Genomic DNA, 24329 nt, shown 5'->3' with positions numbered 1-24329 from the left:
CGGGCCGGGAGGTGACCACGATGAGCTCCGCGGGGATCCGGCGCCGGGGCAGGGTGGCCGGCCTGCGCGGGCGGACCGACGCGCCCGCCATCTCCAGCCGCACCTGGCAGCGCCCGCCCAGCCACTTCACGCGCGACATGGCCACCGACGTCGCCCTCGACATGGGCTGGGGCCGGCTGGTGTTCGGGCACACCTTCACCGACCAGCGCGACGTCGTCGACGCCCTGCGCGCCGAGGAGACCGGCGAGCGCGACATCGCCATGTACGTGCGCGAACCGCAGGTGCTCGTGGGCCTGGCGCCGCACGAGCTGTTCATGGACCCCTCCATCACGTTCCGCCTGGACCTGGCGCGCTACCGGCCCCCGCGCGACCGCAACCCCGACGTGTTCGTGCGCATGGTCCGCGAGCGCTCCGAGCTGGAGGACGTCAACCGCCTCTACGCGGCCAACGGCATGGTGGCCTCCGACCCCGACGTCATGTGGGCCAACCACCGCACCCGCACCTTCACCTACCTCGTCGCCGAGGACACCCGCACCCGCGAGGTCGTCGGCACCGTCACCGGCGTCGACCACGTCCTCGCCTTCGGCGACCCCGACGGCGGCGCCAGCCTGTGGTGCCTGGCCGCCGACCCCCAGGCCGCCCCCCGCGGCACCGGCGAGGCGCTCGTGCGGGTCCTCGCCGAGCGCTACGTCGCGCGCGGGCGCGCCATCCTCGACCTGTCCGTCCTGCACGACAACGACGGCGCCATCGCCCTGTACCGGCGCCTGGGCTTCCGCCCCGCCGCGCCCGTCGTCGTCAAGCGCAAGAACCCCATCAACCGCCCGCTGTTCGCCCCGCAGCCGGAGCAGCTCGGCGAGCTGAACCCCTACGCGCGCATCGTCGCCGACGAGGCCCTGCGCCGCGGGGTGCGCGTGGAGGTCACCGACGCCCCCAGCGGCGAGATGCGCCTGACGTACGCCGGGCGCTCGCTGCTGACGCGCGAGTCCCTCTCGGAGCTGACCAGCGCGGTGGCGATGAGCCGCTGCGACGACAAGCGCGTCACCCGGCGCCTGCTCGCCGCCACCGGCGTGCGGGTCCCGCGCGCGGTGGAGCTGGCCCCCGACCCCCTGGCCGACACCGGCGGCCTCGCCGCCGCCGAGCGGCTCATCGCCGAGACCGGCCCGGTCGTGGTCAAACCCGCCCGCGGCGAGCAGGGCAAGGGCATCACCGTGGGCGTCGCCGACGGCCAGGCCCTGCGCCGCGCGGTCGCCGAGGCCTCGGCGAACTGCCCCGACGTCCTGGTGGAGGAGTTCGTCGCCGGGCAGGACCTGCGCATCGTCGTCATCGACCACGAGGTCGTCGCCGCCGCCGTGCGCCGCCCCGCCGCCGTCATCGGCACCGGCACCGACGACATCCGCACCCTCGTCGCCCGGCAGAGCCGGCGCCGCCACGCGGCCACCGGCGGGGAGTCCACCATCCCGCTGGACGCCACCACCGAGGCGGTCGTGCGCGACGCCGGGTACTCCCTGGACGACGTGCTGCCCCGCGGCGAGCGACTGGAGGTCCGCCGCACCGCGAACCTGCACACCGGCGGCACCATCGACGACGTCACCGACGACCTGCACCCCGACCTGGTCGACGCCGCCGTGGCCGCCAGCCGCGCCATCGGCATCCCCGTCACCGGCCTGGACCTGCTCGTGCCCGACGTCTCCGGGCCCGAGCACGTCGTCATCGAGGCCAACGAGCGCCCCGGCCTGGCCAACCACCAGCCCCGCCCGACCGCGCAGCGGTTCCTGGACCTGCTCTTCCCCGAGACGCGGCGCGTGCAGGGGTAGGGGTCCACGGGGGCGTCCCGCCCGGCCGCCGGGGGTGTCCCGTCCGGTCGCCCGGACGGGGACTCGGGCCGGGACCGGGGCAGGACCCGGGCGAGGACCCCGGGTCCGTCGGCGCCGTTGTGCCCGGCTCACGCGACCGCGTCGGTGCGCAGCGTGAAGCCCCGCGCGCGCAGCCGGTCGGCCAGGGCGGTGCCGATGCCGGTGGCGGGGGTGAGCACCCCGGCGGCGCCGGGCAGGGCGTCGCCGTCGAGGGCGAGGGCCAGGGCGCTCTCGCCGAGCATGACGGCGGTGGCGGCGTAGCCGGGGTCGCCCTGCGCGGCCACGGTGGTGCGGTAGCGGCGCCCTCCGCCGGTGCGGGCGTCGAGCTCGACGCGGAACCGGCCGGTGCGGCGGGTGCGCTCGCCCGGGCCGCTGCCGGGGGCGGGCAGCAGGCGGTCCACCAGCGGGCGGGCCGGGCGCAGCGACAGCGCCCCGGCGAGGGCGGCCAGGGCGCCGGTGACGGCGAGCGCGCCCGCGGGGGCGGCCGGGCCGGTGAACGCCACGACCTCGCGGTAGCGAAGCCGGGGCCCGTACGCGTGGCCGAGCAGCGCGTTGCTGCGCCGGACCACGCGCGTGTTGTACGGGGCCATGACGAACGGCGCGGCCCACGCGCCGTCCTCGGCGCGCCGGTGCGGGCGGAACAGGTCGCGCTGCTCGCCGAGGTCGGGTTCGGCGGCGCGGTCGGGGCTGAGCGCGTACGGGTCGGCCAGCAGCGCCCGCGCCGCGGGGTCCTCGCGGGCGGTGTCGAGCTGCAGGCGCAGGGAGTCCACGGTGCCGCCGCTGACGCCGCCGCGCGCGGAGCGCAGCTCCAGCACGGCGTCGGTGAGGGGCCCGGCGCCGTCGGCCGCGGCCCGCAGGTGCGTCAGCAGCACGGCCAGGTCGGAGGGCACGGAGTCGAAGCCGCACGAGTGCACGATCCGCGCCCCGCTGGCGCGGGCGGCCTCGTGGAACCCGTCGGCGCTGCGGCGGGCGAAGAGCACCTCGCCGGTGAGGTCCGCGCAGTGCGTGCCCGCCTCGGCGCAGGCGCGCACCAGGGGCAGCCCGTGCCGCAGGTAGGGCCCCACGGTGGTGACCACGACGCGCGCGCTGCCGGCCAGCGCCCGCAGTGACTCCTCGTCGCCGGAGTCCGCGCCCAGCAGCGGCCACCGCCCGGCCGCCGGACCCAGGCCGGCGCGCACCCGCTCCAGCCGCTGCACCGAGCGGCCCGCCAGGCCCACCCGGGTGCCCGGCGGGGCGTGCTGGGCGAGGTGGGCGGCGGTGAGGCGGCCGACGAACCCCGACGCGCCGAAGAGGACCACGTCGAGCTCGCGTCCGCGCTGCACCCGGTCCACCGTAACCGCGGCCCGGCACCCCGCCACCCGGCCACCCGGCCACCCGGCCACCCGGACACCCGGCCACCCGGCCCGCGGGGGCGGGCGCGGCGCGGCCGGGACAGGATGGGCGTCCGAGCGAGGAGACCGGGGGAGCCGTGCCCGAGGGACACCTGCTGCACCGCCACGCCCGCGAGCAGGACGGCGCGCTCGCCGGGCGCGCCGTCCGGGTGAGCAGCCCGCAGGGCCGCTTCGACGCGGGGCCCTTCGACGGTCGCCTGCTGCGCGGCGTGCGCGCCGTCGGCAAGAACCTGCTGTACGCCTTCGACGGCGCCCCCGCCGTGCACGTGCACCTCGGGATGCGCGGGCTGTTCCTGCGCTACGGCTCCTGGCCGGACTCGCCGCCGCGCGGCACCCGCCTGCTGATCGGCGCGGACGCCGCGGCGTTCGCGCTCCTGGCCCCCACCACCTGCGAGGCGCTGGACGACGCGCAGCGCGAGGCGCTGCTGGCCGCGCTGGGCCCGGACCCGCTGGACCCGGCCGCCTCGCGCGAGGAGGCGGTGCACCGGCTGGTGGGGGCCCGCTCCTCGGTGGGGGCGGCGCTGCTGGAGCAGTCGGTGTGGGCGGGCATCGGCAACGCGTGGCGGGCGGAGCTGCTGTTCCTGGCCGGGGTCGACCCGGCCCGGCGCGTCGACGACGGGGAGGCCGGGCGGCTGTGGGACCTGGCGGTGCGGCACCTGGAGCTGGGCGCCGAGGCCGGTCAGGTCGTCAGCGACCCCGCCGCGCCCGACGAGCGGTGGGTCTACAAGAGGGAGGCGTGCCGGCGCTGCGGCGCGCCGGTGCGCGTCGCGCGCGTGGGCGGGCGCACCTCGTACGCCTGCCCCGTCGAGCAGACCTGACGTGCGGGGGCGGCCGCGCGGGGCCGTTCTCTGGACCCCGCGCGACCGCCCGTCCTGGGGGCCGCCCCCTGCTCCCGGTGCACCGGGCGCCCCACCGCTGTTCGGAGCCGCGGGGCGGGCGGATCGCCCGGTGCCCACCCGCACCTGCCGGACCGGCGGGTGCGGGGGTCTCAGCGCACGCGGGGGGAGCGGTCGTCGCGCGCCACCGACAGCAGCACGCGCCCGCGGGCGTCGTCGCGCCCGAGCACCTGCCGCAGCCGGGCGCTGACGCCGTCGGCGGCCGCGGCGACCTCGCCGAGGTCGGCGGTGGGCTCCACGGTGGCGCGCAGCTCCACGACCAGCTCGCCGCGGTCGTCGAGCACCCGCCCGCCGGCCGAGCGCACCCCGGGGGTGAGCTCCAGTTCCCGCGCGCCGGCGTCGGCCACGCCGTCGGGCTCCAGGCGCAGCTGACCGCCGGCGCCGGAGCCGGGCAGCGACAGCGTGCCCGCACCGCGGCGCGGCACGTGCGCCAGCAGCCACCACAGCGCCAGCACCGCCAGCACCACGGCGGCCGCCGCGCAGGCGGCCGCGAACCAGCCCGCCTCCACGACCCCGTCCGCCCCGGCGGTGGACAGCTCGCGCGGCGCGCCGGGCAGCACCCGCGCGAGCCAGCCGCCCCACCACGCCACGGCGGCGGCGCCGCCGGCGAGCAGCACCAGGCCCAGCAGGGCGGTCACGACGCGGTCCAGGCCGAGCACCCCGCGGCTCACCGGCCCACCTCCTCGGGCACGGACCCCCGCAGCGGGCCGGGGGTGGACGTCGCGGGCGCGGTGCCCACCGGTGCGGCGGTGGGCGAGGCCGAGGGGGCGCGCACCCGCACGCGCACCCGCGGCACCGGGTCCAGGGCGCGCAGCGCCTCGCTCACGGCGGTGCGCACGGGCTCCTCGACCCGCTCGGTGGTCGCCTCCACGGCGACCTCCACGCTGCGGCGCCCGGCGCTGGCGGAGGCCTCCAGGACCCCGTCGACCCGCCGGGCGGCGCCGCCGGCCAGCCGCGCCACGTCGCGCGTGGTGGTGGAGGCGGCGGCCGAGCCGCGCACCGCCACCGAGCGGCGCGAGCGGCGGGCGAAGGCGGTGGCGAGCAGCCACAGCCCGAGCAGGGCCGCCGCGGCGCCGCCGGCCGCCACGGCCGGGCCCGGGCGCAGCCCGTCCACGGCGCCGAGCACCGCCGGTGCCCACGCCGGGCCGCCGAGGGAGCCCCAGGCCACCAGGGCCTCGCGGCCCAGCACCAGCGCCAGCGCCAGCAGCAGCAGCGCCAGCACGGGCCCGACCGCGCCGACCCGCCCGGCCCCGGTGGGCCGCTTGGCCGGCGACAGCGGCGTGCCGCCCGTCGTGCGCGGGGTGCTCACTGGACCCTCCTGCTCTCGCGGACCTCGTGGACGTAGGTGGCGACCGTGACGTCGCAGGCGTCGACGACCAGGCCGCCCAGCCGGGTCAGCCGGCCGGTGACCTGCTCGCGCACCCGCGCCGCCAGGTCGGGGGCGGGCACGGGCCAGGCGGCGGCCACCCGCACCCGCACCCGCACGCGGTTGCCGGCCAGGGTGCAGTCCGCCGACGGGTAGGCGCGCCCCAGCGCGCCGCCCACGGCGCTGCCCACGGCGGCGCCGACCCCGCCGCCGGAGCGGTCGCGGTCGGTGCGCACGCTGCCGGGCACCTCCGCGGCGGCGGCCTGCGCCAGGCGCTGCGCGACGCGGTCGGCGACGGTCAGCCGGCCGCGCTGCCCGGGGTCGGCCCGGTGCAGCGCGGCGCGCGGCTCCGCCGCCGTGCGGTCAGCCACGGCCCCGGCCGGGCAGCAGCGACGTGAGGTCGACGCGGCCCTCCAGGTGGGCGCCGACGCCGTAGCCGACGGCGGCGAACAGCAGCGCCAGCAGGAACCAGCCGAGCCCGGCGGTCCCGGCGACCAGCGCCAGCAGCAGTCCGGCGAACAGGCCGGTGGTGGATGAGGACACGGTTCCTCCCGGTGTCGGTCCAGCGGTTCTCACGCGGCCACGTCCTGGACGTGGACCGCGACGGGGGCGTGCACGCCGGCCGCGCGCAGCACGCGCGCGGCGGCGGCGTGCACGTCCGCGGCCGTCTCGCGGACCCCGGCGCCGGCGGCGAGCACGACGTGCACCTCGACGGTGCCGTCGCCGCGCAGGACCTGCCCGCGCAGGCGGACGCCGGCCACGCGGCGGCCCGGCAGGTAGGTGCCGATCTCGCCGAGGGCGCCGGGGTGCAGCCGGGCCACGCCCGGCACGGCGCCGGCGGCAGCGGCCAGGTCGTCGGCCAGCCGCTGCACGGCGCGCTCCTCGGCGGCGGCGCCGCCGGGCGGCACCGGGGTCTGCTCGGTCACCGCCGGCTCACTGCACGCGGGCCGTGCGCTGCTCGGCCTCGTCGTCCTCGGGCAGGTGCACGTCGGAGACCTCGATGTCGACCTCGGTGACCTCCAGCCCGGTCATCCGCTCCACCGAGGCGATCACGTTGCGGCGCACCGCGGCGGCGAGGTCGGCGATGGCGACGCCGTACTCGGCGATCAGCTCCACGTCCACGGCGGCCTGGCGCTCGCCGACCTCCACCGAGACGCCCTGGGAGTGGTTCACGCGCCCGCCGGGGATGCGCTCGCGTAGGGCGCCGACGGCGCGGGCGGCGCCGCCGCCGAGGGCGTGCACGCCGGAGACGTCGCGGGCGGCGATGCCGGCGATCTTCGAGACCACGGTGTCGGCGATCGTCGTGGAGCCGTGCTCGCTGGCCAGGCCGGAGCGCGCCGGGGCGGTGGTGCGGCCCGGGGCGGCGGCGGTGCTGCCGGCGGTGCGGTGGGTGGTCTCGGTCATGGTCTTCCTCCTCGTGTCGTCCGGCCGCTGTCTCGACCGGTGTTCGTCCGACGCAGGGGTTGGAGTCGCCGCGGGCCGGATCGTCACGCTCTCAACAGTGTGATCCGCGTCACACCCGATCGGCCGGGTGCTCGAGTCGTGCGCCGGCGCCGCACGTGCTGTGATCCCCCCTGCCCGACCGGGCGGATCACGAGCGATGGAGCACCCTGTCGTGGCTGAGCGAGCGCGCACCCCAGCACCGCCACCGGTGCACCCCGGTCCCGCCCCCGGCGACCGGCGCACCGACGAGGTCCTGGCGCGCCGGGCCGCCCTCGGCGACCGCGACGCCTTCGCCGCGATCGTCGACCGCCACGGCCCAGCCCTGCACCGCTACGCCGCCCGCCTGCTCGACGACCGCGACCAGACCGAGGACTGCCTGCAGGAGGCGCTGCTGGCCGCCTGGCGCGGCCTGCCCTCCTTCCGCGGCGAGTCCTCGCTGCGCACCTGGCTGTTCACCCTCACCCGCCACGCCGTGCTCGCCCGCGCCCGGCGCTGGCCCGCCTCCGGCAGCCGGCCGCACGTGCCGGTGGAGGAGGTGGTCGACCGCATCCGCGACTTGCGCGAGGACCCGGAGCGCTCCAGCGTTGAGAGCGCTCTCCGCCACGCGCTCGACCTGGCCCTGCAGCTGCTGCCGCCGCGGCAGCGCTCGGCCTGGCTGCTGCGGGAGGTGGAGGGCCTGACCTACGAGGAGATCGGTGCCGTGCTCGGCACGAGCGGCACCGCCGTGCGCGGCCTGCTGGAACGGGCCCGCACCACGCTCGCGACGACCCTGGAGGAGTGGCGGTGACCCCCGAGCCCGAACGCCCCGCCGGCACCGCGGCGCAGGCGCCCGAGCACGGCCTGCGCGTGCTGGCCGAGGCCGCGAGCGCCCTGCGCGTGCACACCCCCACCGGCTGGCGGGCCGTGCGCGACGACCTGCTCGCCCGCGCCCGCCGCGCCCACCGGCCCAGCGCCCCCGTGCGCGGGCGGCACGCGCTCGGCGAGTACCTCGTCGCCTGCGACGTCGTCGTCGGCGAGCTGCGCGAGGCCGTCGACGGCGTGGCCGGCGCCACCGCCGTCGGCATCGCCTGCGCCACCAGCGCCGAGGACCTCCTCGAGCGCGTCACGGTGGAGGTGTCCGTCGTCTTCGGCGAGCACCTGCCCACCACCGCCCGCGCCGTGCGCGACGCCGTGGGGGCCCGGCTGGCGGACCTGCTGGGGGACCTCAGCCCCGGCGCGGCGGGCGTGGACGTGCACGTGCACGTCGGCGACGTGGTCGTCGACGCCGCCGGCCTGGGCCGCTCCCCGCGGGACGGGGCGTAGGCGGGGGCGGGCACACGCCCCGGCTGGGAGCGGGGCCCCCGCAGGCGGCAGTATCGGCGCCGTGAGCACCGCTGAGCGCCCCCGCCAGAACGCCTCCCCGTCGAGCGCCGCCGTCGCCGCCGGGACCGTGGACGCGCCCGTCGACGTGGAGTACCTGACCTCCACGCTCATGGAGCTGCTGCGCACGCCCAGCCCCTCGGGGCGCACCGACGCGGTCATGCAGCTGGTCGGCCAGCGCATCGAGGAGCTCGGGCTGCCCTTCGACCTGACCCGCCGCGGCATGCTGCGCGCCACCCTGCGCGGGCGCACCGACGTGGTGCGCCGCGCCGTCGTCGTGCACGCCGACACCATCGGGCTGATGGTCAAGCGCGTGAAGGACAACGGCCGCCTGGAGGTCGTGCCCGTCGGCAGCCACAGCGCCCGCTTCTCCGAGGGCGCCCACGTGACGATCTTCACCGACGACTTCGAGCGCGTGTACACGGGCACCGTGCTGCCGCTGAAGAGCTCCGGGCACACCTTCGGCGACGAGATCGACACCCAGGGCGTGGGCTGGGAGGTCGTCGAGGTGCGCATCGACGAGCCGGTGGAGAGCGCCGGCGACGTGCGGGCGCTGGGCGTGGAGGTGGGCGACTTCGTGGCCCTGGACGCCGCCCCGCAGATCACCCGCGGCGGGTACGTGAAGTCCCGCCACCTGGACGACAAGGCCGGCCTGGCCGCGTGCCTGGCCGCGCTGAAGGCCCTGCGCGACGCGGACCTGCCGCTGGCGGTGACCGCGCAGTTCCTCGTCACCATCGGCGAGGAGGTCGGCTTCGGCGCCACCCACGGCCTCTCGCAGGACCTGGCGGAGCTGGTCGCCGTGGACAACGCCGTCGTGGCCGAGGGGCAGACCTCGCGCGAGGAGCTGGTCAGCGTCGGCATGCTCGACATGACCGGCCCCTTCGACTACCACCTCTCCCGCCGGCTGCACGCCCTGGCCGGCGCGCACGGCATCCCGGCCGTGCGCGACGTGTACCGCCACTACCGCTCCGACGCCGCCCCCGCCCTGGAGGCCGGCATCGAGGCCCGCGCCGCGCTGCTCGGCTTCGGCCTGGAGTCCAGCCACGGCCACGAGCGCACCCACCTCGACGGCCTCGTCGCCCTGGCCCGGCTGCTGGTGGTGTACCTGCAGAGCGGGCTGACGTTCGACGAGTGGGACCGCGCCGAGCACGGCGACCTGGCGGACTTCCCCTCCGACAGCGTCCAGCCGGTGCAGATGGAGCCGGTGGACCGCACCGTCGTGCCCGACGGCGCCTTCGGCTGAGCGGCGCGCGGGCCCCGGCGTGCGCGTCCTGCTCGTGGACAACCACGACTCGTACACGTACAACGTCTTCCAGCTCGTCGCCGGGCTCACCGGCGCCGAGCCGGTCGTGGTGCTCAACGACGCGCTGACCCCCGCGGAGCTGGACCTGACCGGCGTGGACGCCGTGGTGATCTCGCCCGGTCCCGGGCACCCCGGCGTGGAGCGGGACTTCGGCCTGAGCGCGGAGGTGCTGGCCCGCGCGCGCGTGCCGGTGCTGGGGATCTGCCTGGGCCACCAGGGCATCGCGCTGGCCGCCGGCGCCCCCGTCGTGCGCGCCCCGCAGCCCCGGCACGGGCACGTCACGCGCGTGCGCCACGACGGCCGCGGGGTCTTCGCCGGGGTGCCGCAGGGCTTCGCCGCGGTGCGCTACCACTCGCTGTGCGTGGCCGAGCCGCTGCCGGCGCCGCTGGTGGCCACCGCCTGGGCCGAGGACGGCGTCGTGATGGGGCTGCGGCACACCGAGCGGCCCTTCACGGGCGTGCAGTTCCACCCGGAGTCGATCGGCACCGAGCACGGCGCGAGCGTCGTGGGCAACTTCCTGCGCTCGGCGCGCCGGGCGGTGCGCGCGGCGGTCCCGGTGCCGGTCGCCGCCGCGCCGCGCGCGTACCGGCTGCGCACCCGCGTGCTGGAGCGCGCGGTGGACCCGGAGGCGGCGTTCGCCGTGCTGGCCCCCGGCGACGGGCCCGCGTTCTGGCTGGACAGCGCCCGCCCCGGCCCGGGCACCGGCCGCTTCTCCCTGCTCGGCGGTGCCGGCGGGCCGGAGGCGGAGGTGCTGACGTACCGCGTCGCCGACGGCGAGGTCGTCGTGCGCGACCGCGCCGGCGAGCGGCGCGCGCCCGGCTCGGTCTTCGAGCACCTGGGCGCGCAGCTGGCCGCGCGCCGCATCGAGGTCGGCGGCGAGGACGGCGGCGAGGACCCGCGCGCGCTGCCGTTCGACCTGGCCGGCGGCTGGGTCGGCTACCTCGGCTACGAGGTGCGCGCCGACTGCGGCTCCCCGACCGCGCGCAGCGCCCCCACCCCCGACGCGGCGTGGCTGTTCGCCGACCGCTTCGCCGCCGTCGACCACGACGCCGGCCGCACCCACCTCGTCGCCCTGGTGCGCGCCGACGGCGCCCCCGGGGCCGCGGCGGCCGCGGAGGAGGACGCGCGCGCCTGGCTGGAGGGCACCGCCCTCGCCCTGGCGGACCTGCCCCGGGACCCGCCGCGCCCGGAGGGCGCCGCCGTGCCGCCGCTGCCGGAGCGGGTCGTCGCGCCGCTGCTGGACCGCACCCGCGAGGAGTACCTCGCCGCCGTCGAGGCGTGCCGGGAGGTGCTGCGCGCCGGGGAGAGCTACGAGGTGTGCCTGACGGCGCAGGCGAGCACGGACGCGCCCGTGGACCCCCTCACCGCGCACCGGCGGCTGCGCCGGGCCAACCCCGCCCCCTACGCGGCGCTGCTGCGCCTGCCGGGGGTGGACGTCGTCTCCGCCTCGCCGGAGCGGTTCCTGCGCGTGGACCGCGACGGCTGGGCCGAGGCCAAGCCCGTCAAGGGCACCGCCCGGCGCGGCGGCGACCCGCGCGAGGACGGGGAGCTGCGCCGGCGGCTGGCGCGCGACCCCAAGACCCGCGCGGAGAACCTCATGATCGTGGACCTGCTGCGCAACGACCTGGGCCGGGTGTGCGAGGTGGGCTCGGTGGCGGTGCCGGAGCTGATGGCGGTGGAGACGTACGCCACCGCCCACCAGCTCGTCTCCACGGTGCGCGGGCGGCTGCGCCCGGGCCTGGGCGCGCTGGACGCGGTGCGCTCCTGCTTCCCGCCCGGCTCGATGACCGGGGCCCCCAAGCTGCGCACCACCGAGGTCGTCGACGCCCTGGAGCGGCGCGCCCGCGGCGTCTACTCCGGCGCGCTGGGCTACCTCTCCCTCACCGGCGCCGCGGACCTGTCCGTGGTCATCCGCACCCTGGTGCGCGCGGACGGGCGCTGGAGCGCCGGGGCGGGCGGGGCGGTCGTGCTGGACTCCGACCCGCAGGCGGAGTTCGACGAGATGGTCCTCAAGGCGGGCGCGTCCCTGCGCGCGCTGCTCGGCGACGCGCCCGCCTGAGCGGGGGCGCCGCCGGCGCGCCGGCCCGGTGCGCCGACCCGGCCCCCGGCCCGGTGCCTCAGGCCAGCGCCCAGCCGCGCAGCCGCCGCGTCAGCTCCGGCCGGCGCGCCAGCGCGGTGCCGTCCAGGTGGGTGACCTCCACCGCCCCGCGCACGCTGGAGGCCAGCCACACCGCCTCGGCGGCCAGCAGCCCGGGCACCGCGACCTCCTCGACGCCGGTGGGCAGGCCCTCGGCCCCGGCGGCGGCGAACACCGCCCGCTGCGTGGTGCCCTCCAGGATGCCGCTGGGGCCGGCGGGGGTGGTCAGCAGCCGCCCGCCGGCCCACCACAGCACGGTCGCCGTGGGCCCCTCCAGCACCAGGCCCTCGGTGGAGGTGAACAGCGCGTCGTCGGCGCCGCGGCGGGCGGCCTCGCGCAGCGCGGCGGTGTGCACGGCGTAGGAGAGGGTCTTGGCCCCGCCCAGCAGCCACGGCGCCTCGGCGTGCAGGTGCGCGGACGTGCCGCGCGCCAGCGCCACCACCCGCACCCCGCGCTCGCGGGCGCGCAGCGTCTCGGCGGGCAGCGGGCGCAGCGCCGCCAGGCCGGTCGGCCCGGCCCCCGGCGCGCCGCGCGTCAGGGTCAGCCGCAGCGTCGCCTCGGCGCCGGCGGGCACGCCCGCGGCCAGCTCGCGCGCCAGCGCGCCCCAGGCCGCGCGGTCGGGCGCGGGCAGCTCCAGCGCCGCCGCGGAGCGCTCGAGGCGCTCCAGGTGCGCCTGCAGGCCCACCACCCGCGCCGGGTTCCCGCCGCGCACGAGCAGGGTCTCGAAGACGCCGTCGCCGCGGGACAGGCCCAGGTCGTCGGCGGCGGCGACGGGCGCGTCCCAGGGCACCTCGCCGCGGCCGAGGACGGCGGTGCGCGGGCGCACGGCGGGCGGGCCGCCCGCGGCGGCCGGGTCGGCGCCCGGGGCGGCGCTCGGGTCGGCGCTCGGGTCGGCGCCCGGGTCGGTGGCGGGGTCGGTGGCGGGGCTGCTGCTCACCCGGGGGAGTGTGGCCCACCGCGCGGACGGGCGCCGTCGGTGGCGCTCGCTACGATTGACCGCGACGAGCACCCCCTCACCACGGAGGCGAACGGCCCACCGGGCCGACCATGGCCAGCAACGACCCCACCCCCCGCGCCGAGGGCGTGCCCGGCGTCGAGACGCCCGCCGGCGCCCGCCACGTCGTCGTCGTCCCGCCCGACGTGCCGATGGTCTCCCTGCTGGGCCCGCGCGACGAGCTGCTGCGCGTGCTCGAGCGGGCCTTCGCCCGCACCGACGTGCACGTGCGCGGCAACGAGATCACCGTGTCCGGCTCCGCGGGCGAGGTCGCCCTCGTCGAGCGCCTGGTCGACCAGATGCTGGCCGTCCTGCGCGCCGGCCAGCCGCTGTCGCCGGACGCGGTGGAGCGCTCGGTCGCGATGCTGCGCGCCCAGGCCGCCGGCACCGGCAGCGAGCGCCCCGCGGACGTGCTGACGCTGAACATCCTGTCCAACCGCGGGCGCACGATCCGCCCCAAGACGGTGAACCAGAAGCACTACGTCGACGCCATCGACTCGCACACCGTCGTCTTCGGCATCGGCCCGGCCGGCACCGGCAAGACGTACCTGGCGATGGCCAAGGCCGTGCAGGCGCTGCAGGCCAAGCAGGTCAACCGCATCGTGCTCACGCGCCCGGCGGTGGAGGCCGGCGAGCGGCTGGGGTTCCTGCCCGGCACGCTCACCGACAAGATCGACCCGTACCTGCGCCCGCTGTACGACGCGCTGCACGACATGCTCGACCCCGACTCGATCCCGCGGCTGATGACGGCGGGCACGATCGAGGTGGCCCCGCTGGCGTACATGCGCGGGCGCACCCTCAACGACGCGTTCATCATCCTCGACGAGGCGCAGAACACCTCGCCGGAGCAGATGAAGATGTTCCTCACCCGCCTGGGCTTCAACTCCAAGATCGTCGTCACCGGCGACGTGACCCAGGTCGACCTGCCCAGCGGCACCGAGTCCGGCCTGCGGGTAGTGCAGGACATCCTCGAGGGCATCGAGGACGTGCACTTCTCCCGCCTGACCAGCACCGACGTCGTGCGCCACCGGCTGGTGTCGGAGATCGTCGACGCCTACGGCCGCTGGGAGGACGCCCGCCCGGCGCCGGGCAAGCAGCGCGAGCAGCGCGGGCGCAGGTGAGCCGCGCGTGAGCATCGACGTCGTCGACGAGAGCAGCTTCGCGGCCGGCCGCGGCGTGGACACCGTGGAGGTGGCCGCGCTGGCCCGCCACGTGCTCGACGAGATGCGGGTGCACCCGCTGGCGGAGCTGTCCGTGCTCATGGTCGACAGCGACGCCATGGCGCGCCTGCACGAGCAGTGGATGGACGAGCCCGGCCCCACGGACGTCATGTCCTTCCCCATGGACCAGCTGCGCCCGGGCCGGGAGGGGCAGACGTCCGAGCCGGGCCTGCTGGGCGACGTCGTGGTGTGCCCGCAGGTGGCCGCCGCGCAGGCCGCCGCCTCCGGGCACGCCACCGCCGACGAGGTCCTGCTGCTGGTGACGCACGGCATCCTGCACCTGCTGGGCTACGACCACGCCGAGCCGGAGGAGGAGCGCGAGATGTTCACGCTGCAGCGCCGGCTCGTGCTGGGCTTCCTGGCCCGCATCGGCCGCCCCGGCGACCCGACGCCCACCGTCGGGCACCGCGCCCTGCCGGGCACCGGGTCCGAGGGCTGAGGGCCGCCGCCGTGGGGGCCCCCGCCGTCCCGCTGCTGCTGCTCGCCCTGGTCCTCGTCGTCGCCGCCGGCCTGGTGGCGGCCGCGGAGGCGGCGATCGGCGGCACCTCGCGCCGCCGCGCCCGCGAGCTGGAGGCCGACGGCCGGCGCGGGGCCGCGGCCCTGGGCCGGGTGCTGGAGTCCGCCGCGCCGGTGCTGACCGTGTGCACGCTGCTGCGCGTGGTCTTCGAGACCCTGGCGGCGGTGTGCGTCACCGTCGTCGTGGCCAGCTGGTCGGACTCGTGGTGGCTGGTGCTGCTGCTGGCCGGGCTGGGCATGTCCGCGCTGGACTTCGTGCTGGTCGGCGTGGGCCCGCGCACCCTGGGCCGCCTGCACGCCGAGAGCGTGGGCCTGCTCGCCGCGCCCGTGCTGGCGCCGCTGAGCCGGCTGCTGGGACCGGTGGCGCACGCCCTGGTGCTCATCGGCAACGCCGTCACCCCCGGCCGCGGCACCCCGCACGGCCCGTTCGCCTCCGAGGCGGAGCTGCGCGAGATCGTCGAGCTGGCGGGGGAGACCTCGGTCCTCGACGCCGGCGAGCACCGGATGATCCACTCGGTCTTCGAGCTGGGCGACACCCGCGTGCGCGAGGTGATGGTGCCGCGCACCGACATCGTCTCCCTGCGCCGGGGCACCGGCCTGCACGAGGCGGAGGCCCTGCTGCTGCGCTCGGGCTTCTCCCGCGCGCCCGTCGTGGGCGAGGACGCCGACGACGTGCTCGGCGTGCTGTACCTGAAGGACGTCGCCCGCCGCTTCCACGACGACCCCGCCGACGCGCGGCGCACCCCCGTGGAGGACGTCGCGCGCCCCGCGGCGTTCGTGCCCGACAGCCTGCCGGTGGACGACCTGCTCAAGCGGATGCAGCGCGAGACCACGCACGTGGCGATCGTGGTCGACGAGTACGGCGGCACCGCCGGGCTGGTGACCATCGAGGACGCCATCGAGGAGATCGTCGGCGACATCGCCGACGAGTACGACCGCGGGGCGCCGGACGTGGAGGAGCTCGGCGACGGCGGCTACCGCGTCTCCTCGCGCCTGCACGTGGAGGAGCTCGGCGACCTGTTCGGGCTGGAGATCGAGGAGGAGGACGTCGACACCGTCGGCGGCCTGCTGGCCAAGACCCTCGGGGAGGTCGTCGTGCCCGGCTCGGCGGCCGAGGCGTACGGCCTGCGCCTGGAGGCGGAGTCGCGCGGCGGGCGGCGCAACCGGGTGCGCACCGTGCTGGTGCACCGCGCGCAGCCCCCCGGCGACGGGGACGGGCGCGACGGGCGCGGGGAGCGCGAGGAGCACGGTCGGGACGGGGAACTGGTGAGCGGTGCGGGAGGTCGGGCGCGTGAGTGAGCAGCCGAGCGGGCGCGGGGAGCCGGTGCACCGCTCCGGGTTCGCCTGCCTGGTGGGCCGGCCCAACGCGGGCAAGTCCACCTTGACCAACGCCCTGGTCGGGCAGAAGGTCGCCATCACCTCCAGCCGGCCGCAGACCACCCGGCACGCCGTGCGCGGGATCGTGCACCGCCCCGACGCCCAGCTCGTGATCGTCGACACCCCGGGCCTGCACCGCCCGCGCACCCTGCTGGGCCAGCGCCTGAACGACCTGGTGCACGAGACCCTCGCCGAGGTCGACGTCGTGGCCCTGTGCGTGCCCGCCGACGAGCGCATCGGCCCCGGCGACCGGTTCATCGCCGAGGCGCTGGCCGCGGTGCCGCGCTCGACGAAGGTCGCGCTGGTCACCAAGACCGACAAGGTGCGCCCGGAGCGGGTGGCCGAGCAGCTCGTGGCGGTCAGCGCGCTGGGCGAGGAGCTGCTGGGCGGTTTCGCGGACGTCGTGCCGGCCTCGGCCGTCACCGGCGAGCAGGTCGACGTCGTCGCCGACGTGCTGCTCTCGCACCTGCCGCCCGGGCCGCGGCTGTACCCCGACGGGGAGCTGACCGACGAGCCCGAGAACGTCATGATCGCCGAGCTGGTGCGCGAGGCCGCCCTGGAGGGCGTGCGCGACGAGATGCCGCACTCCCTGGCGGTCGTCGTGGAGGAGGTGGGCCGCCGCGAGAACGGCCTGCTGGAGGTCCACGTGTGGCTGTACGTGGAGCGCGAGAGCCAGAAGGGCATCATCATCGGCCGCGGCGGCTCCCGCCTGAAGGACGTGGGCACCCGCGCCCGGCGCTCCGTCGAGGCCCTGCTCGGCGAGCGCTGCCACCTCGACCTGCGCGTGAAGGTCGCCAAGGACTGGCAGCGCGACCCCAAGCAGATGCAGCGCCTGGGCTTCTGAGCCCCGCCCCCTCCCGCCCGTCCACGGGCGGGACCGGGCCGTTTTGACACCCGCGGCCCCGTCCCGTTTGATGTCGCCACCATCCAGAGCGGCCGAGAGACCTGGCTCGACGACGCCGCAGCAACCTCCTGGGCTCCCTGGCCGGAGCCGAGGTGCGGTGCTCACGCCAGGACCGATGGAGGAGCAGTGCCGGCCGTGCCCACGCGTCCCGCGTCCCGTCCCGCCGAGGGCGTGCCCGCCGCCGACCGCGTCGACGCCGCGGGCGTCGCCCTGCGCGGCGTGGGCCGCTCGTTCGCCACGGCGGACGGCGTCCACGAGGTGCTCGCCGGGATCGACCTGGACCTCGCGCCGGGCAGCACCGTGGCCCTGCTGGGCGCCTCCGGCAGCGGCAAGTCGACCCTGCTGCGCCTGGTCGCCGGCCTGGACACCCCCACCGCCGGCGACGTGCGCGTCGGCGGCGAGGAGGTGCGCGGGGTGCACCCCCGCACCGCCGTGGTGTTCCAGGAGCCGCGCCTGCTGCCCTGGCGCGACCTGGCCGGCAACGTCGCCCTGGGCCTGCCGCCGGGGACCGCGCGCGCCGACGGCCGCGCGGAGGTCGCGCACTGGCTGGGCACCGTGGGCCTGGAGGGCTTCGCCGGCCACCGCCCGCGCCGGGTCTCCGGCGGCATGGCGCAGCGCGCCGCGCTGGCGCGCGCCCTGGTGCGCCGTCCCGGCGTGCTGCTGCTCGACGAGCCGTTCGCGGCGCTGGACGCCCTGACCCGGCTGAAGATGCAGGACCTGCTCGACGACGTGCAGCGCGGAACCGGCGCCACGGTGCTGTTCGTCACGCACGACGTCGACGAGGCCCTGCACCTGGCCGACCGGGTGCTGGTGCTGGGCACCTCCGGCGAGCGCGCCGGCGCGCACGTCGTGCGCGACCTGCACGTGGACGTCCCCCGCCCGCGCGACCGCGGCGACGCCGCGCTCGCCGCGCTGCGCGTGGACCTGCTGGAACTGCTCGGCGTCCCGCGCGCCCACGCCTGACCCCGCACCCGCCCGACCCCGTCCGACCCCGCCCGGCGGCCGCGCCCGGCCCGCCCATCGCTCACGCCTGCCCGAACCCCGCCGAGGAGAACCGTGCCCACGTCCCGCCCCGCCCCCGCCCCGCTCCGCTCGCGCCGCACCGCGCTGGGCCTCGTCCTGGGCGGCCTGGCCGCCGTCGCCACCGCCTGCGCCGAGGGCGAGCCCTCCGGCGGCGGTTCCGGCGGCGGTGCCGCCGCCGCCTCCGGCCGGGTGCGGCTGGACTACGCCCTGTACAACCCGCTCAGCCTGGTGGTGCGCCAGCGCAGGATCCTGGAGGACGCCGGCCTGGAGGTCGTCTGGGAGCAGTCCCTGGGCAGCAACAAGGCCAACGAGTTCCTGCGCAACGACAACCTCGACGTGGCCAGCACCGCCGGCTCGGCGGTGCTGCAGGCGCGCGCGAACGGCTCGGCGGTGCGCACCATCGACGTGTACTCCCAGCCGGAGTGGACCGCCCTGGTGGTGGCGAAGGGCTCCACCGCGCAGGACGTCGCCTCGCTGCGCGGCAAGCGGATCGCGGCCACCACCGGCACCGACCCGTACTTCTTCCTGCAGCAGGCGCTGGCCGAGGCGGGCCTGTCCGCCTCCGACGTGGAGATCACCAACCTGCAGCACGCCGACGGGCGCGCGGCGCTGGAGCGCGGCGACGTCGACGCGTGGGCGGGCCTGGACCCGAACATGGCCGCCTCCCAGCTCCAGGCCGGCTCGCGCCTGCTGTACCGCAACGTGGCGTTCAACACCTTCGGGATGCTCAACGCCCGCGAGCAGTTCCTGGAGGAGTCCCCGGAGCTGGCGCAGCAGGTCGTCGACGCCTACGGGCAGGCCCGCTCGTGGGCGATCGCGAACCCGGAGGAGCTGGCCTCGCTGTACGCCGAGCAGGCGCAGCTGACCCCGGAGGTGGCGCAGCTGGTGCTGGAGCGCACCGGTTTCGACATCGACCCGGTGCCGGGCGAGGCGCAGCGCAAGGTGCTGGAGGCGATCGTCCCGCTCATGGCGGCCTCCGGCGACGTGGACTCCGAGCAGGTCGCCGGCGAGGCCCTGGACGGGCTGTTCGCCCCGGAGTTCGCCGAGAAGGCCATCGCCTCCGCGTCCCCGTCGGTGGGCTCGTGAGCACCACCGCGCGGCCGGCCGGGGCCGCCGCACCCGCCGCACCGGTGCGCGCCGCGCGCGGGCGGCCCCGGTGGCTGCTGGGGGCGGTGCTGCCGCTGCTGCTGCTGGCGGCGTGGCAGCTCACCTCCACCCTGGGGGTCTTCACCGCCAACCAGATGCCGCCGCCGGCGCGGGTCCTGCAGGCCGCCCAGCGGCTGTGGGGCACCGGGGAGCTGCAGCACAACATCGCCATCAGCACCCAGCGGGTGTTCATCGGCTTCGCCTGCGGGGCGCTCGCCGGGGTGGTGCTGGGCGGGCTGACCGGCCTGTCGCGGGTGCTGTCCGACCTGCTCTCGCCCACGCTGGGCGCGCTGCGCGCGGTGCCGTCGCTGGCGTGGGTGCCGCTGCTGGGGCTGTGGATCGGCATCGGGGAGGCGCCGAAGATCGTTCTCGTGGCGATCGGCGCGTTCTTCCCGGTGTTCACCACGGTGTTCTCCGCGCTCTCGCACCTGGACCCGGCGCTGGTGGAGGTCGGGCGCGCGTTCGGCCGCCGCGGGCTGCGGCTGTTCACCGAGATCCTGCTGCCGGCCACCGCGCCCTCGCTGCTGTCCGGCCTGCGCTTGGCGCTGGCGCAGAGCTGGCTGTTCCTGGTGGCCGCCGAGCTGCTGAACTCCTCGATCGGCCTGGGCTACCAGATGGTCAACGGGCAGAACCAGGGCCGCACCGACCAGGTGCTGCTGGCCATCGTGCTGCTGGCCCTGCTGGGCAAGCTGTCCGACGTGGTGCTGGGCCTGGTGGAGCGGCGGGTCAAGCGCAACCGCGGCTGAGGGCGCGCGGCGCTCCTGCGCGCCCCCCCGCGTCCGGTGCGGGAACCCGGTGGGCAGCGCGGGAACCCGGTGGACACCGCGCCGGCGGCGCGGTTGCCTGGCGGTGTGGACGGACGCTGGGAACTGCCGCGCGAACCGGTGCTGGGCGACGGCGCGGTGCTGCTGCGCCGCCACGTCGCCGCGGACGCCGACGGGGTCGTCGAGCAGTGCCGCGACCCGGACACGGTGCGGTTCACGACCGTGCCGCACCCGTACTCGCCCGAGCACGCCCGCGCCTTCCTGGTGCAGGTGCGCGAGCGGTGGGCGGCGGGGGAGTGCGCCGCCCTGGCGGTCGAGGTGGAGGGGCGCTTCGCCGGCACCCTGGACCTGCGCCACGACGGCGCGGGCTGGGCCGAGGTGGGTTTCGGCCTGTCGCCGTGGGCGCGCGGGCGCGGCGTGATGACCCGCGCCGCGCGCCTGGCGCTGGCGTGGGGTTTCGACGAGCTGGGGGTGCGCGGCGTGCACTGGCGGGCGGTCGTGGGCAACGAGGCCTCCTGGCGGGTGGCGCGGAAGTGCGGTTTCCGCCGGGAGGGCGAGGTGCGCGGGCTGCTCGTGCACCGCGGCGAGCGCCTGGACGGCTGGATCGGCTCGCTGCTGCCGCGGGAGCTGGTGCGCGGGCCGGAGCCGCGGTGAGCGCCCCGCCGGGTGCCGCGCCGCGGCAGGGGTTAGCGTGCGCCGCGTGAGACCGTTCCTGCTGCTGGCCACCCGCGAGGACGACGCGGTCGCCGACGCCGAGCACGCCGCGGTCCTGCGCTACGGCGGCCTGGTGCCGGGGGAGCTGGTGCGCCTGCGCCTGGAGCGCGAGCCGCTGCCCGAGCTGGACCTGGACGGCTTCTCCGGGATCGTCCTGGGCGGCAGCCCGTTCTGCACCTCCGACCCCGAGGCCTCCAAGTCGCCCGTGCAGCAGCGCGTCGAGCGGGAGCTGGCCGCGCTGCTGGACCGCGTGGTCGCCGCCGACGCCCCGTTCCTGGGCGCCTGCTACGGCGTGGGGACCCTGGGGGTGCACCGCGGCGGGGTCGTGGACCGCACGTACGGCGAGCCCATCGGCACGGTGCCGGTGACCCTCACCGACGCCGGCCGCGCCGACCCCCTCTTCGGCGCCCTGCCCCCGGTGTTCGACGCGTTCGTCGGGCACAAGGAGGCGCTGCGCGTGCCCCCGCCGGACGCGGTGGTCCTGGCCACCTCGCCCACCTGCCCCGTGCAGGCGTTCCGCACGGGGGACAACCTGTACGCCACGCAGTTCCACCCCGAGCTGGACGTCGAGGGCATCGTCGAGCGCGTCACCGTCTACCGCCGGGCGGGGTACTTCCCGCCCGAGGAGTACGAGCAGGTGGTGGCGCGCCTGCGCGCCTCGCGCGCCGACGAGCCGCCGCTGCTGCTGCGGCGGTTCGTGGAGCGCTACCGGCGCTGAGCGCTCCCGGTGCCGGTGCCGGTGCCGGGGGTCGTGCCCGTCCGGCGCGCCCTCAGGGCAGCGGGTGCAGCTCCAGGGCCCGCTCGCGCACCTCGCGCACCGCGCGGTCCACGGCGCCCAGGACGACGACGTCGGCTCCGAGCCGCGAGGCGAGGACCTCGGGCCGCGGCTCCTCCAGGAACCGGGGCAGCTCGCGGCGCACCTGCTCCACCAGCGGCCCGGCCGAGGCGGCCAGCGCCCCGGCGAGCACGACGCGCTCGGTGTCCACCAGGCTGGCCAGCGTCGCCACCACCCGCGTCAGCCGGCGCCCGGCGGCGCGCACGGCGCCCAGCGCGGCGCGGTCGCCGGCGGCCGCCGCCGCCAGCACCTGCTCGGGGGCGCCCTCCCCGCCGCGCGCCCCGGTCAGCTCGCGCAGGGTGCGCGCCACGCCGTCGGCGGAGCCGACGCCGCTGACGAGGTCCAGGTAGCGCATCTCGCCGGCCCCGCCGTGCGCGCCGCGCAGCAGCCGGCCGTCCGCGACGATCCCGGCGCCGAAGCGCTCGCCGGTCAGCAGGGTGACGTGGTGGCGCACCGCCCGGCCGTGCCCGCGGTGCTCCTCGGCCAGCGCGGCGAGGTTGGCGTCGTTGTCGGTGACCGCGCGCCACCCCAGGCGCCGCTGCAGGTGCGCGGAGATGCCGGGGTTGGTGAACTCCCAGTAGGCGTTGCCGCGGAAGGCGGTGCGCCCGTCGGCGCCCACGGGGGCGGGCACCCCGACCGCGGCGGCGAGCACCTCCCCGGCGCCGGCGCCGGCGTCGTCCAGGGCGGCCAGCGCGGTGCGCTCCAGCGCCTCCAGGCGCTGCGCGACGGGGGTGCGCTCGTGGTCGTGGTCCACCCGCACCGAGGCGCGCCCCAGCGCGGTGCCGCGCAGGTCGGCCACCGCGGCGGAGAGCCGGCCGACGCCGGCGTCCACGCCGACGACGACGCCGGCGCGGGCGCGCAGCGCGTAGCGGCGGGCGGGGCGGCCCTTGACGTAGGCGGCGCCGGAGGCGCGGGCGTCGTCCAGCTCGCGCAGCCAGCCGCGCTCGATGAGCTCCTCGCACACGTCGTGCACGGTGGCGCGCGAGAGCCCGGTGGCGGCCATGAGGTCGCTGCCGGTCAGCGCGCCGTCCCCGCGCCCGCCGCCCGCGCCACCACCCGCTCCGCCGCCCGCCCCGCCGTCGGCCGCTCCGCCGCCCGCCCCGTCGCCGGCCGGGGGAGCGGCGTGCCCGGCGGCGTCCCAGGCGCGCTCGAGCACGGCGCGCAGGTTCTCCTCGCGCAGCCTGCGCACGGCGGGCGCGCCCGCCCGCTCCCCGCTCACCCCTTGACCTCCGCCGCTCGCACGGCTCTACTTTAGTCACCGCTTAGATTTAGTGCCCGGATCAAAGGAGACCCACGCGTGACGGACGTGCTCGACAGCCCCACCGTCCCCGCCGCCGCGGACCCGCGCACCGCCTGGTGGCGCCAGGCGGTCGTCTACCAGGTCTACCCGCGCAGCTTCGCCGACTCCAACGGCGACGGCACCGGGGACCTGGCCGGCCTGACCGCCCGCGTGCCCCACCTGGCGCGCCTGGGCGTGGACGCGGTGTGGATGAGCCCCTTCTACCCCTCCGAGCTCGCCGACGGCGGCTACGACGTCGCCGACCACCGCGACGTCGACCCCCGCATCGGGACCCTGGAGCAGTTCGACGAGCTCGTCGCCGCCCTGCACGGCGCGGGCATCCGGCTGGTCGTCGACATCGTGCCCAACCACTCCTCCGACCGGCACCCCTGGTTCCGCCAGGCCCTGGCCGCCGCCCCGGGTTCCCCCGAGCGCGAGCGCTACGTCTTCCGGCGCGGGCGCGGCGAGCACGGCGAGCTGCCCCCCACCGACTGGACCGCGACCTTCGGCGGCCCGGCCTGGGAGCACGTCGGCGGCGGCGAGTGGTACCTGCACCTGTTCGCCCCCGAGCAGCCCGACTGGAACTGGGCGAACCCGCAGGTGCGCGAGGACCACCTGCTCACCCTGGCGTTCTGGGCCGACCGCGGCGTGGACGGCTTCCGCGTCGACGTGGCCCACGCCCTCACCAAGGACCTCAGCGACCCGCTGCCCAGCGCCGCGGAACTGGCCGCCGGCGACCTGCCCGACGGGGCCCACCGCTTCTTCGACCGCGACGAGGTGCACGAGGTGTACCGCGAGTGGCGCGCCCTGTTCGACTCCTACGACCCGCCGCGCACCGCCGTCGCCGAGGCGTGGGTGCCCGCGCACCGCCGCGCCCGCTACGCCTCGCCCGAGGGGCTGGGGCAGGCGTTCAACTTCGACCTGCTCGGCTCGCCGTTCGAGGCGCGCTCCTTCCGCACCACCGTGGAGGAGAACCTGCGCCTGGCGGCCGCGGCGGGCAGCTCCTCCACGTGGGTGCTCTCCAACCACGACGTCGTGCGCCACGCCAGCCGCTACGCCCTGCCCGAGGGCGCCGACGCGGAGGCCTGGCTGCTCAGCGGCGGCACCGAGCCGGCCCCCGACACCGCGCGCGGGCTGCGGCGGGCGCGCGCGGCCACCGCGTTCCTGCTCGCCCTGCCCGGCAGCACCTACCTCTACCAGGGCGAGGAGCTGGGCCTGCCGGAGGTGGCCGACCTGCCCGCCGCGGCGCTGCAGGACCCCACCTGGCTGCGCTCCGGCGGCACCCGCAAGGGCCGCGACGGCTGCCGCGTCCCGCTGCCCTGGAGCGCGCAGGGACCCTCGTTCGGCTTCGGCGCCGGGCCGGCCCACCTGCCGCAGCCCTCCTGGTACGGCCCCCTGGCCGTGGAGGCGCAGGAGGACGACCCCGCCTCGACGCTGGCGTTCTACCGCCGGGCCCTGGCCGAGCGGCGCCGCCTGCAGGGCCCGGAGGAGCTGACCTGGCTGGAGGGCCTGCCCGAGGGCGTGGCGGCGTTCCGCCGTCCCGGCGGCTGGACGTGCCTGACGAACTTCGGCACCGGGCCGGTGGCGCTGCCCGCCGGGCGGGTCGTGTTGTCCAGCGGGCCGATCGGGGAGACCCTGGTGCCCGGTGAGACCACCGTGTGGCTCGAGGACGAGCCCCGCGGCGGCCGGCTCGACCAGGAGGGCCCCACCCGCTGAGCGGGTGGACGGGCCGCGCGGCGGGTCCGGGTCGCGGCGCGCGGGGTGGCGTACGGCTGGCGCAGGTTCTGGCCGGTGTCGCTGACGACGCGC

The 24329-nt window shown here is 77.8% G+C and carries 25 protein-coding genes and 1 riboswitch; of the genes, 16 read left to right on the top strand and 9 right to left on the bottom strand.

The window, feature by feature from the left end; genetic code table 11:
- The first annotated feature begins 20 nt into the window (after positions 1–20).
- Positions 21–1814, top strand: coding sequence for an N-acetylglutaminylglutamine synthetase (gene ngg / locus ACRYR7_RS10830; RefSeq protein WP_432572098.1), 1794 nt, complete (start codon positions 21–23; stop codon positions 1812–1814).
- Between the two features lie 128 nt (positions 1815–1942).
- On the opposite strand, the gene ACRYR7_RS10825 is transcribed toward ngg, so the two are convergent.
- Complete coding sequence (locus ACRYR7_RS10825; RefSeq protein WP_432572097.1) at positions 1943–3175, bottom strand: saccharopine dehydrogenase family protein; 1233 nt, start codon at positions 3173–3175, stop codon at positions 1943–1945.
- Between the two features lie 146 nt (positions 3176–3321).
- On the opposite strand from ACRYR7_RS10825, the gene ACRYR7_RS10820 reads away from it, so the two are divergent.
- Entirely contained in the window at positions 3322–4062 is a 741-nt protein-coding gene (locus ACRYR7_RS10820; RefSeq protein ID WP_432572096.1) for a DNA-formamidopyrimidine glycosylase family protein, read from the top strand.
- A 170-nt stretch (positions 4063–4232) separates the two neighbouring features.
- Here the strand turns inward: ACRYR7_RS10820 and ACRYR7_RS10815 are convergent, their stop codons facing one another.
- The 6 genes from ACRYR7_RS10815 to ACRYR7_RS10790 are packed head-to-tail and all read right to left on the bottom strand — an operon-like array spanning position 4233 to position 6910.
- Entirely contained in the window at positions 4233–4811 is a 579-nt protein-coding gene (locus tag ACRYR7_RS10815; protein ID WP_432572095.1) for a hypothetical protein, read from the bottom strand.
- Entirely contained in the window at positions 4808–5449 is a 642-nt protein-coding gene (locus ACRYR7_RS10810) for a DUF6286 domain-containing protein (protein ID WP_432572094.1), read from the bottom strand. Before ACRYR7_RS10810 ends, ACRYR7_RS10815 begins: the two co-directional genes overlap by 4 nt.
- Positions 5446–5877 carry an Asp23/Gls24 family envelope stress response protein gene (locus ACRYR7_RS10805; protein WP_432572093.1) on the bottom strand — a complete coding sequence of 144 codons (432 nt, stop codon included), beginning with the start codon at positions 5875–5877 and terminating at the stop codon, positions 5446–5448. The genes ACRYR7_RS10810 and ACRYR7_RS10805 overlap by 4 nt, the downstream gene beginning before the upstream one ends.
- Entirely contained in the window at positions 5870–6049 is a 180-nt protein-coding gene (locus ACRYR7_RS10800; RefSeq protein WP_432572092.1) for a DUF2273 domain-containing protein, read from the bottom strand. The genes ACRYR7_RS10805 and ACRYR7_RS10800 overlap by 8 nt, the downstream gene beginning before the upstream one ends.
- 29 nt (positions 6050–6078) lie before the next feature.
- On the bottom strand, positions 6079–6432 hold the full coding sequence (locus tag ACRYR7_RS10795) for a hypothetical protein (protein WP_432572091.1): 354 nt from the start codon (positions 6430–6432) through the stop codon (positions 6079–6081).
- A 7-nt stretch (positions 6433–6439) separates the two neighbouring features.
- Complete coding sequence (locus ACRYR7_RS10790) at positions 6440–6910, bottom strand: Asp23/Gls24 family envelope stress response protein (RefSeq protein WP_432572090.1); 471 nt, start codon at positions 6908–6910, stop codon at positions 6440–6442.
- Between the two features lie 211 nt (positions 6911–7121).
- On the opposite strand from ACRYR7_RS10790, the gene ACRYR7_RS10785 reads away from it, so the two are divergent.
- The 4 genes from ACRYR7_RS10785 to pabB all read left to right on the top strand — a co-directional run bounded on the left by ACRYR7_RS10785 (position 7122) and on the right by pabB (position 11670).
- Entirely contained in the window at positions 7122–7736 is a 615-nt protein-coding gene (locus ACRYR7_RS10785; protein ID WP_432572089.1) for an RNA polymerase sigma factor, read from the top strand.
- Positions 7733–8251 (top strand): hypothetical protein, encoded by a 519-nt coding sequence (locus tag ACRYR7_RS10780; RefSeq protein ID WP_432572088.1) that lies wholly within the window; start codon positions 7733–7735, stop codon positions 8249–8251. The genes ACRYR7_RS10785 and ACRYR7_RS10780 overlap by 4 nt, the downstream gene beginning before the upstream one ends.
- Before the next feature lie 127 nt (positions 8252–8378).
- The gene (locus tag ACRYR7_RS10775; RefSeq protein WP_432572107.1) at positions 8379–9551 is read left to right on the top strand and encodes an osmoprotectant NAGGN system M42 family peptidase; all 1173 of its coding nucleotides are present in this window, start codon (positions 8379–8381) and stop codon (positions 9549–9551) included.
- Between the two features lie 19 nt (positions 9552–9570).
- Positions 9571–11670: an aminodeoxychorismate synthase component I gene (gene pabB, locus ACRYR7_RS10770; protein WP_432572087.1), complete on the top strand. Its 2100-nt coding sequence runs from the start codon at positions 9571–9573 to the stop codon at positions 11668–11670.
- A gap of 58 nt (positions 11671–11728) precedes the next feature.
- On the opposite strand, the gene ACRYR7_RS10765 is transcribed toward pabB, so the two are convergent.
- Positions 11729–12685, bottom strand: coding sequence for an aminotransferase class IV (locus ACRYR7_RS10765; RefSeq protein ID WP_432572086.1), 957 nt, complete (start codon positions 12683–12685; stop codon positions 11729–11731).
- Between the two features lie 110 nt (positions 12686–12795).
- On the opposite strand from ACRYR7_RS10765, the gene ACRYR7_RS10760 reads away from it, so the two are divergent.
- The 9 genes from ACRYR7_RS10760 (at position 12796) to ACRYR7_RS10720 (ending at position 21124) form a co-directional block, all read left to right on the top strand.
- Entirely contained in the window at positions 12796–13863 is a 1068-nt protein-coding gene (locus ACRYR7_RS10760; RefSeq protein ID WP_432572085.1) for a PhoH family protein, read from the top strand.
- A gap of 7 nt (positions 13864–13870) precedes the next feature.
- Positions 13871–14401 carry an rRNA maturation RNase YbeY gene (gene ybeY / locus ACRYR7_RS10755; protein WP_432572084.1) on the top strand — a complete coding sequence of 177 codons (531 nt, stop codon included), beginning with the start codon at positions 13871–13873 and terminating at the stop codon, positions 14399–14401.
- Positions 14402–14412: 11 nt separating this feature from the next.
- On the top strand, positions 14413–15777 hold the full coding sequence (locus tag ACRYR7_RS10750) for a hemolysin family protein (RefSeq protein WP_432572083.1): 1365 nt from the start codon (positions 14413–14415) through the stop codon (positions 15775–15777).
- Positions 15770–16699 (top strand): GTPase Era, encoded by a 930-nt coding sequence (gene era / locus ACRYR7_RS10745; protein WP_432572082.1) that lies wholly within the window; start codon positions 15770–15772, stop codon positions 16697–16699. The genes ACRYR7_RS10750 and era overlap by 8 nt, the downstream gene beginning before the upstream one ends.
- Positions 16700–16775: 76 nt before the next feature.
- Positions 16776–16881: riboswitch (SAM riboswitch) on the top strand.
- 49 nt (positions 16882–16930) lie between these two features.
- Positions 16931–17722 (top strand): ABC transporter ATP-binding protein, encoded by a 792-nt coding sequence (locus tag ACRYR7_RS10740; RefSeq protein ID WP_432572106.1) that lies wholly within the window; start codon positions 16931–16933, stop codon positions 17720–17722.
- Positions 17723–17815: 93 nt separating this feature from the next.
- On the top strand, positions 17816–18868 hold the full coding sequence (locus ACRYR7_RS10735) for an aliphatic sulfonate ABC transporter substrate-binding protein (RefSeq protein ID WP_432572081.1): 1053 nt from the start codon (positions 17816–17818) through the stop codon (positions 18866–18868).
- Positions 18865–19674 carry an ABC transporter permease gene (locus ACRYR7_RS10730; protein ID WP_432572080.1) on the top strand — a complete coding sequence of 270 codons (810 nt, stop codon included), beginning with the start codon at positions 18865–18867 and terminating at the stop codon, positions 19672–19674. Before ACRYR7_RS10735 ends, ACRYR7_RS10730 begins: the two co-directional genes overlap by 4 nt.
- A 105-nt stretch (positions 19675–19779) precedes the next feature.
- A complete protein-coding gene (locus tag ACRYR7_RS10725) occupies positions 19780–20346 on the top strand; it encodes a GNAT family N-acetyltransferase (protein WP_432572079.1) in 567 nt (188 codons plus the stop codon).
- A 46-nt stretch (positions 20347–20392) separates the two neighbouring features.
- The gene (locus tag ACRYR7_RS10720; protein WP_432572078.1) at positions 20393–21124 is read left to right on the top strand and encodes a glutamine amidotransferase; all 732 of its coding nucleotides are present in this window, start codon (positions 20393–20395) and stop codon (positions 21122–21124) included.
- Positions 21125–21176: 52 nt separating this feature from the next.
- Here the strand turns inward: ACRYR7_RS10720 and ACRYR7_RS10715 are convergent, their stop codons facing one another.
- The gene (locus ACRYR7_RS10715; RefSeq protein WP_432572077.1) at positions 21177–22460 is read right to left on the bottom strand and encodes an ROK family protein; all 1284 of its coding nucleotides are present in this window, start codon (positions 22458–22460) and stop codon (positions 21177–21179) included.
- 78 nt (positions 22461–22538) lie between these two features.
- Between ACRYR7_RS10715 and ACRYR7_RS10710 the strand changes: the two genes are divergently transcribed.
- Positions 22539–24236 (top strand): glycoside hydrolase family 13 protein, encoded by a 1698-nt coding sequence (locus tag ACRYR7_RS10710; protein WP_432572076.1) that lies wholly within the window; start codon positions 22539–22541, stop codon positions 24234–24236.
- The last annotated feature ends 93 nt before the right edge of the window (positions 24237–24329 follow it).

The sequence above is a fragment of the Kineococcus gurbantunggutensis genome (assembly GCF_050871925.1).
GTDB lineage: Bacteria > Actinomycetota > Actinomycetes > Actinomycetales > Kineococcaceae > Kineococcus.
This window is presented reverse-complemented; position numbering and strand designations above follow the sequence as displayed.

What these genes read in the sequence shown, in the direction of transcription:
- ACRYR7_RS10790 (WP_432572090.1), bottom strand. Translation starts at nt 6,910, where the DNA reads ATGACCGAGACCACCCACCGCACCGCCGGCAGCACCGCCGCCGCCCCG.
- ngg (WP_432572098.1), top strand. Translation starts at nt 21, where the DNA reads ATGAGCTCCGCGGGGATCCGGCGCCGGGGCAGGGTGGCCGGCCTGCGC.
- ACRYR7_RS10760 (WP_432572085.1), top strand. Translation starts at nt 12,796, where the DNA reads ATGGCCAGCAACGACCCCACCCCCCGCGCCGAGGGCGTGCCCGGCGTC.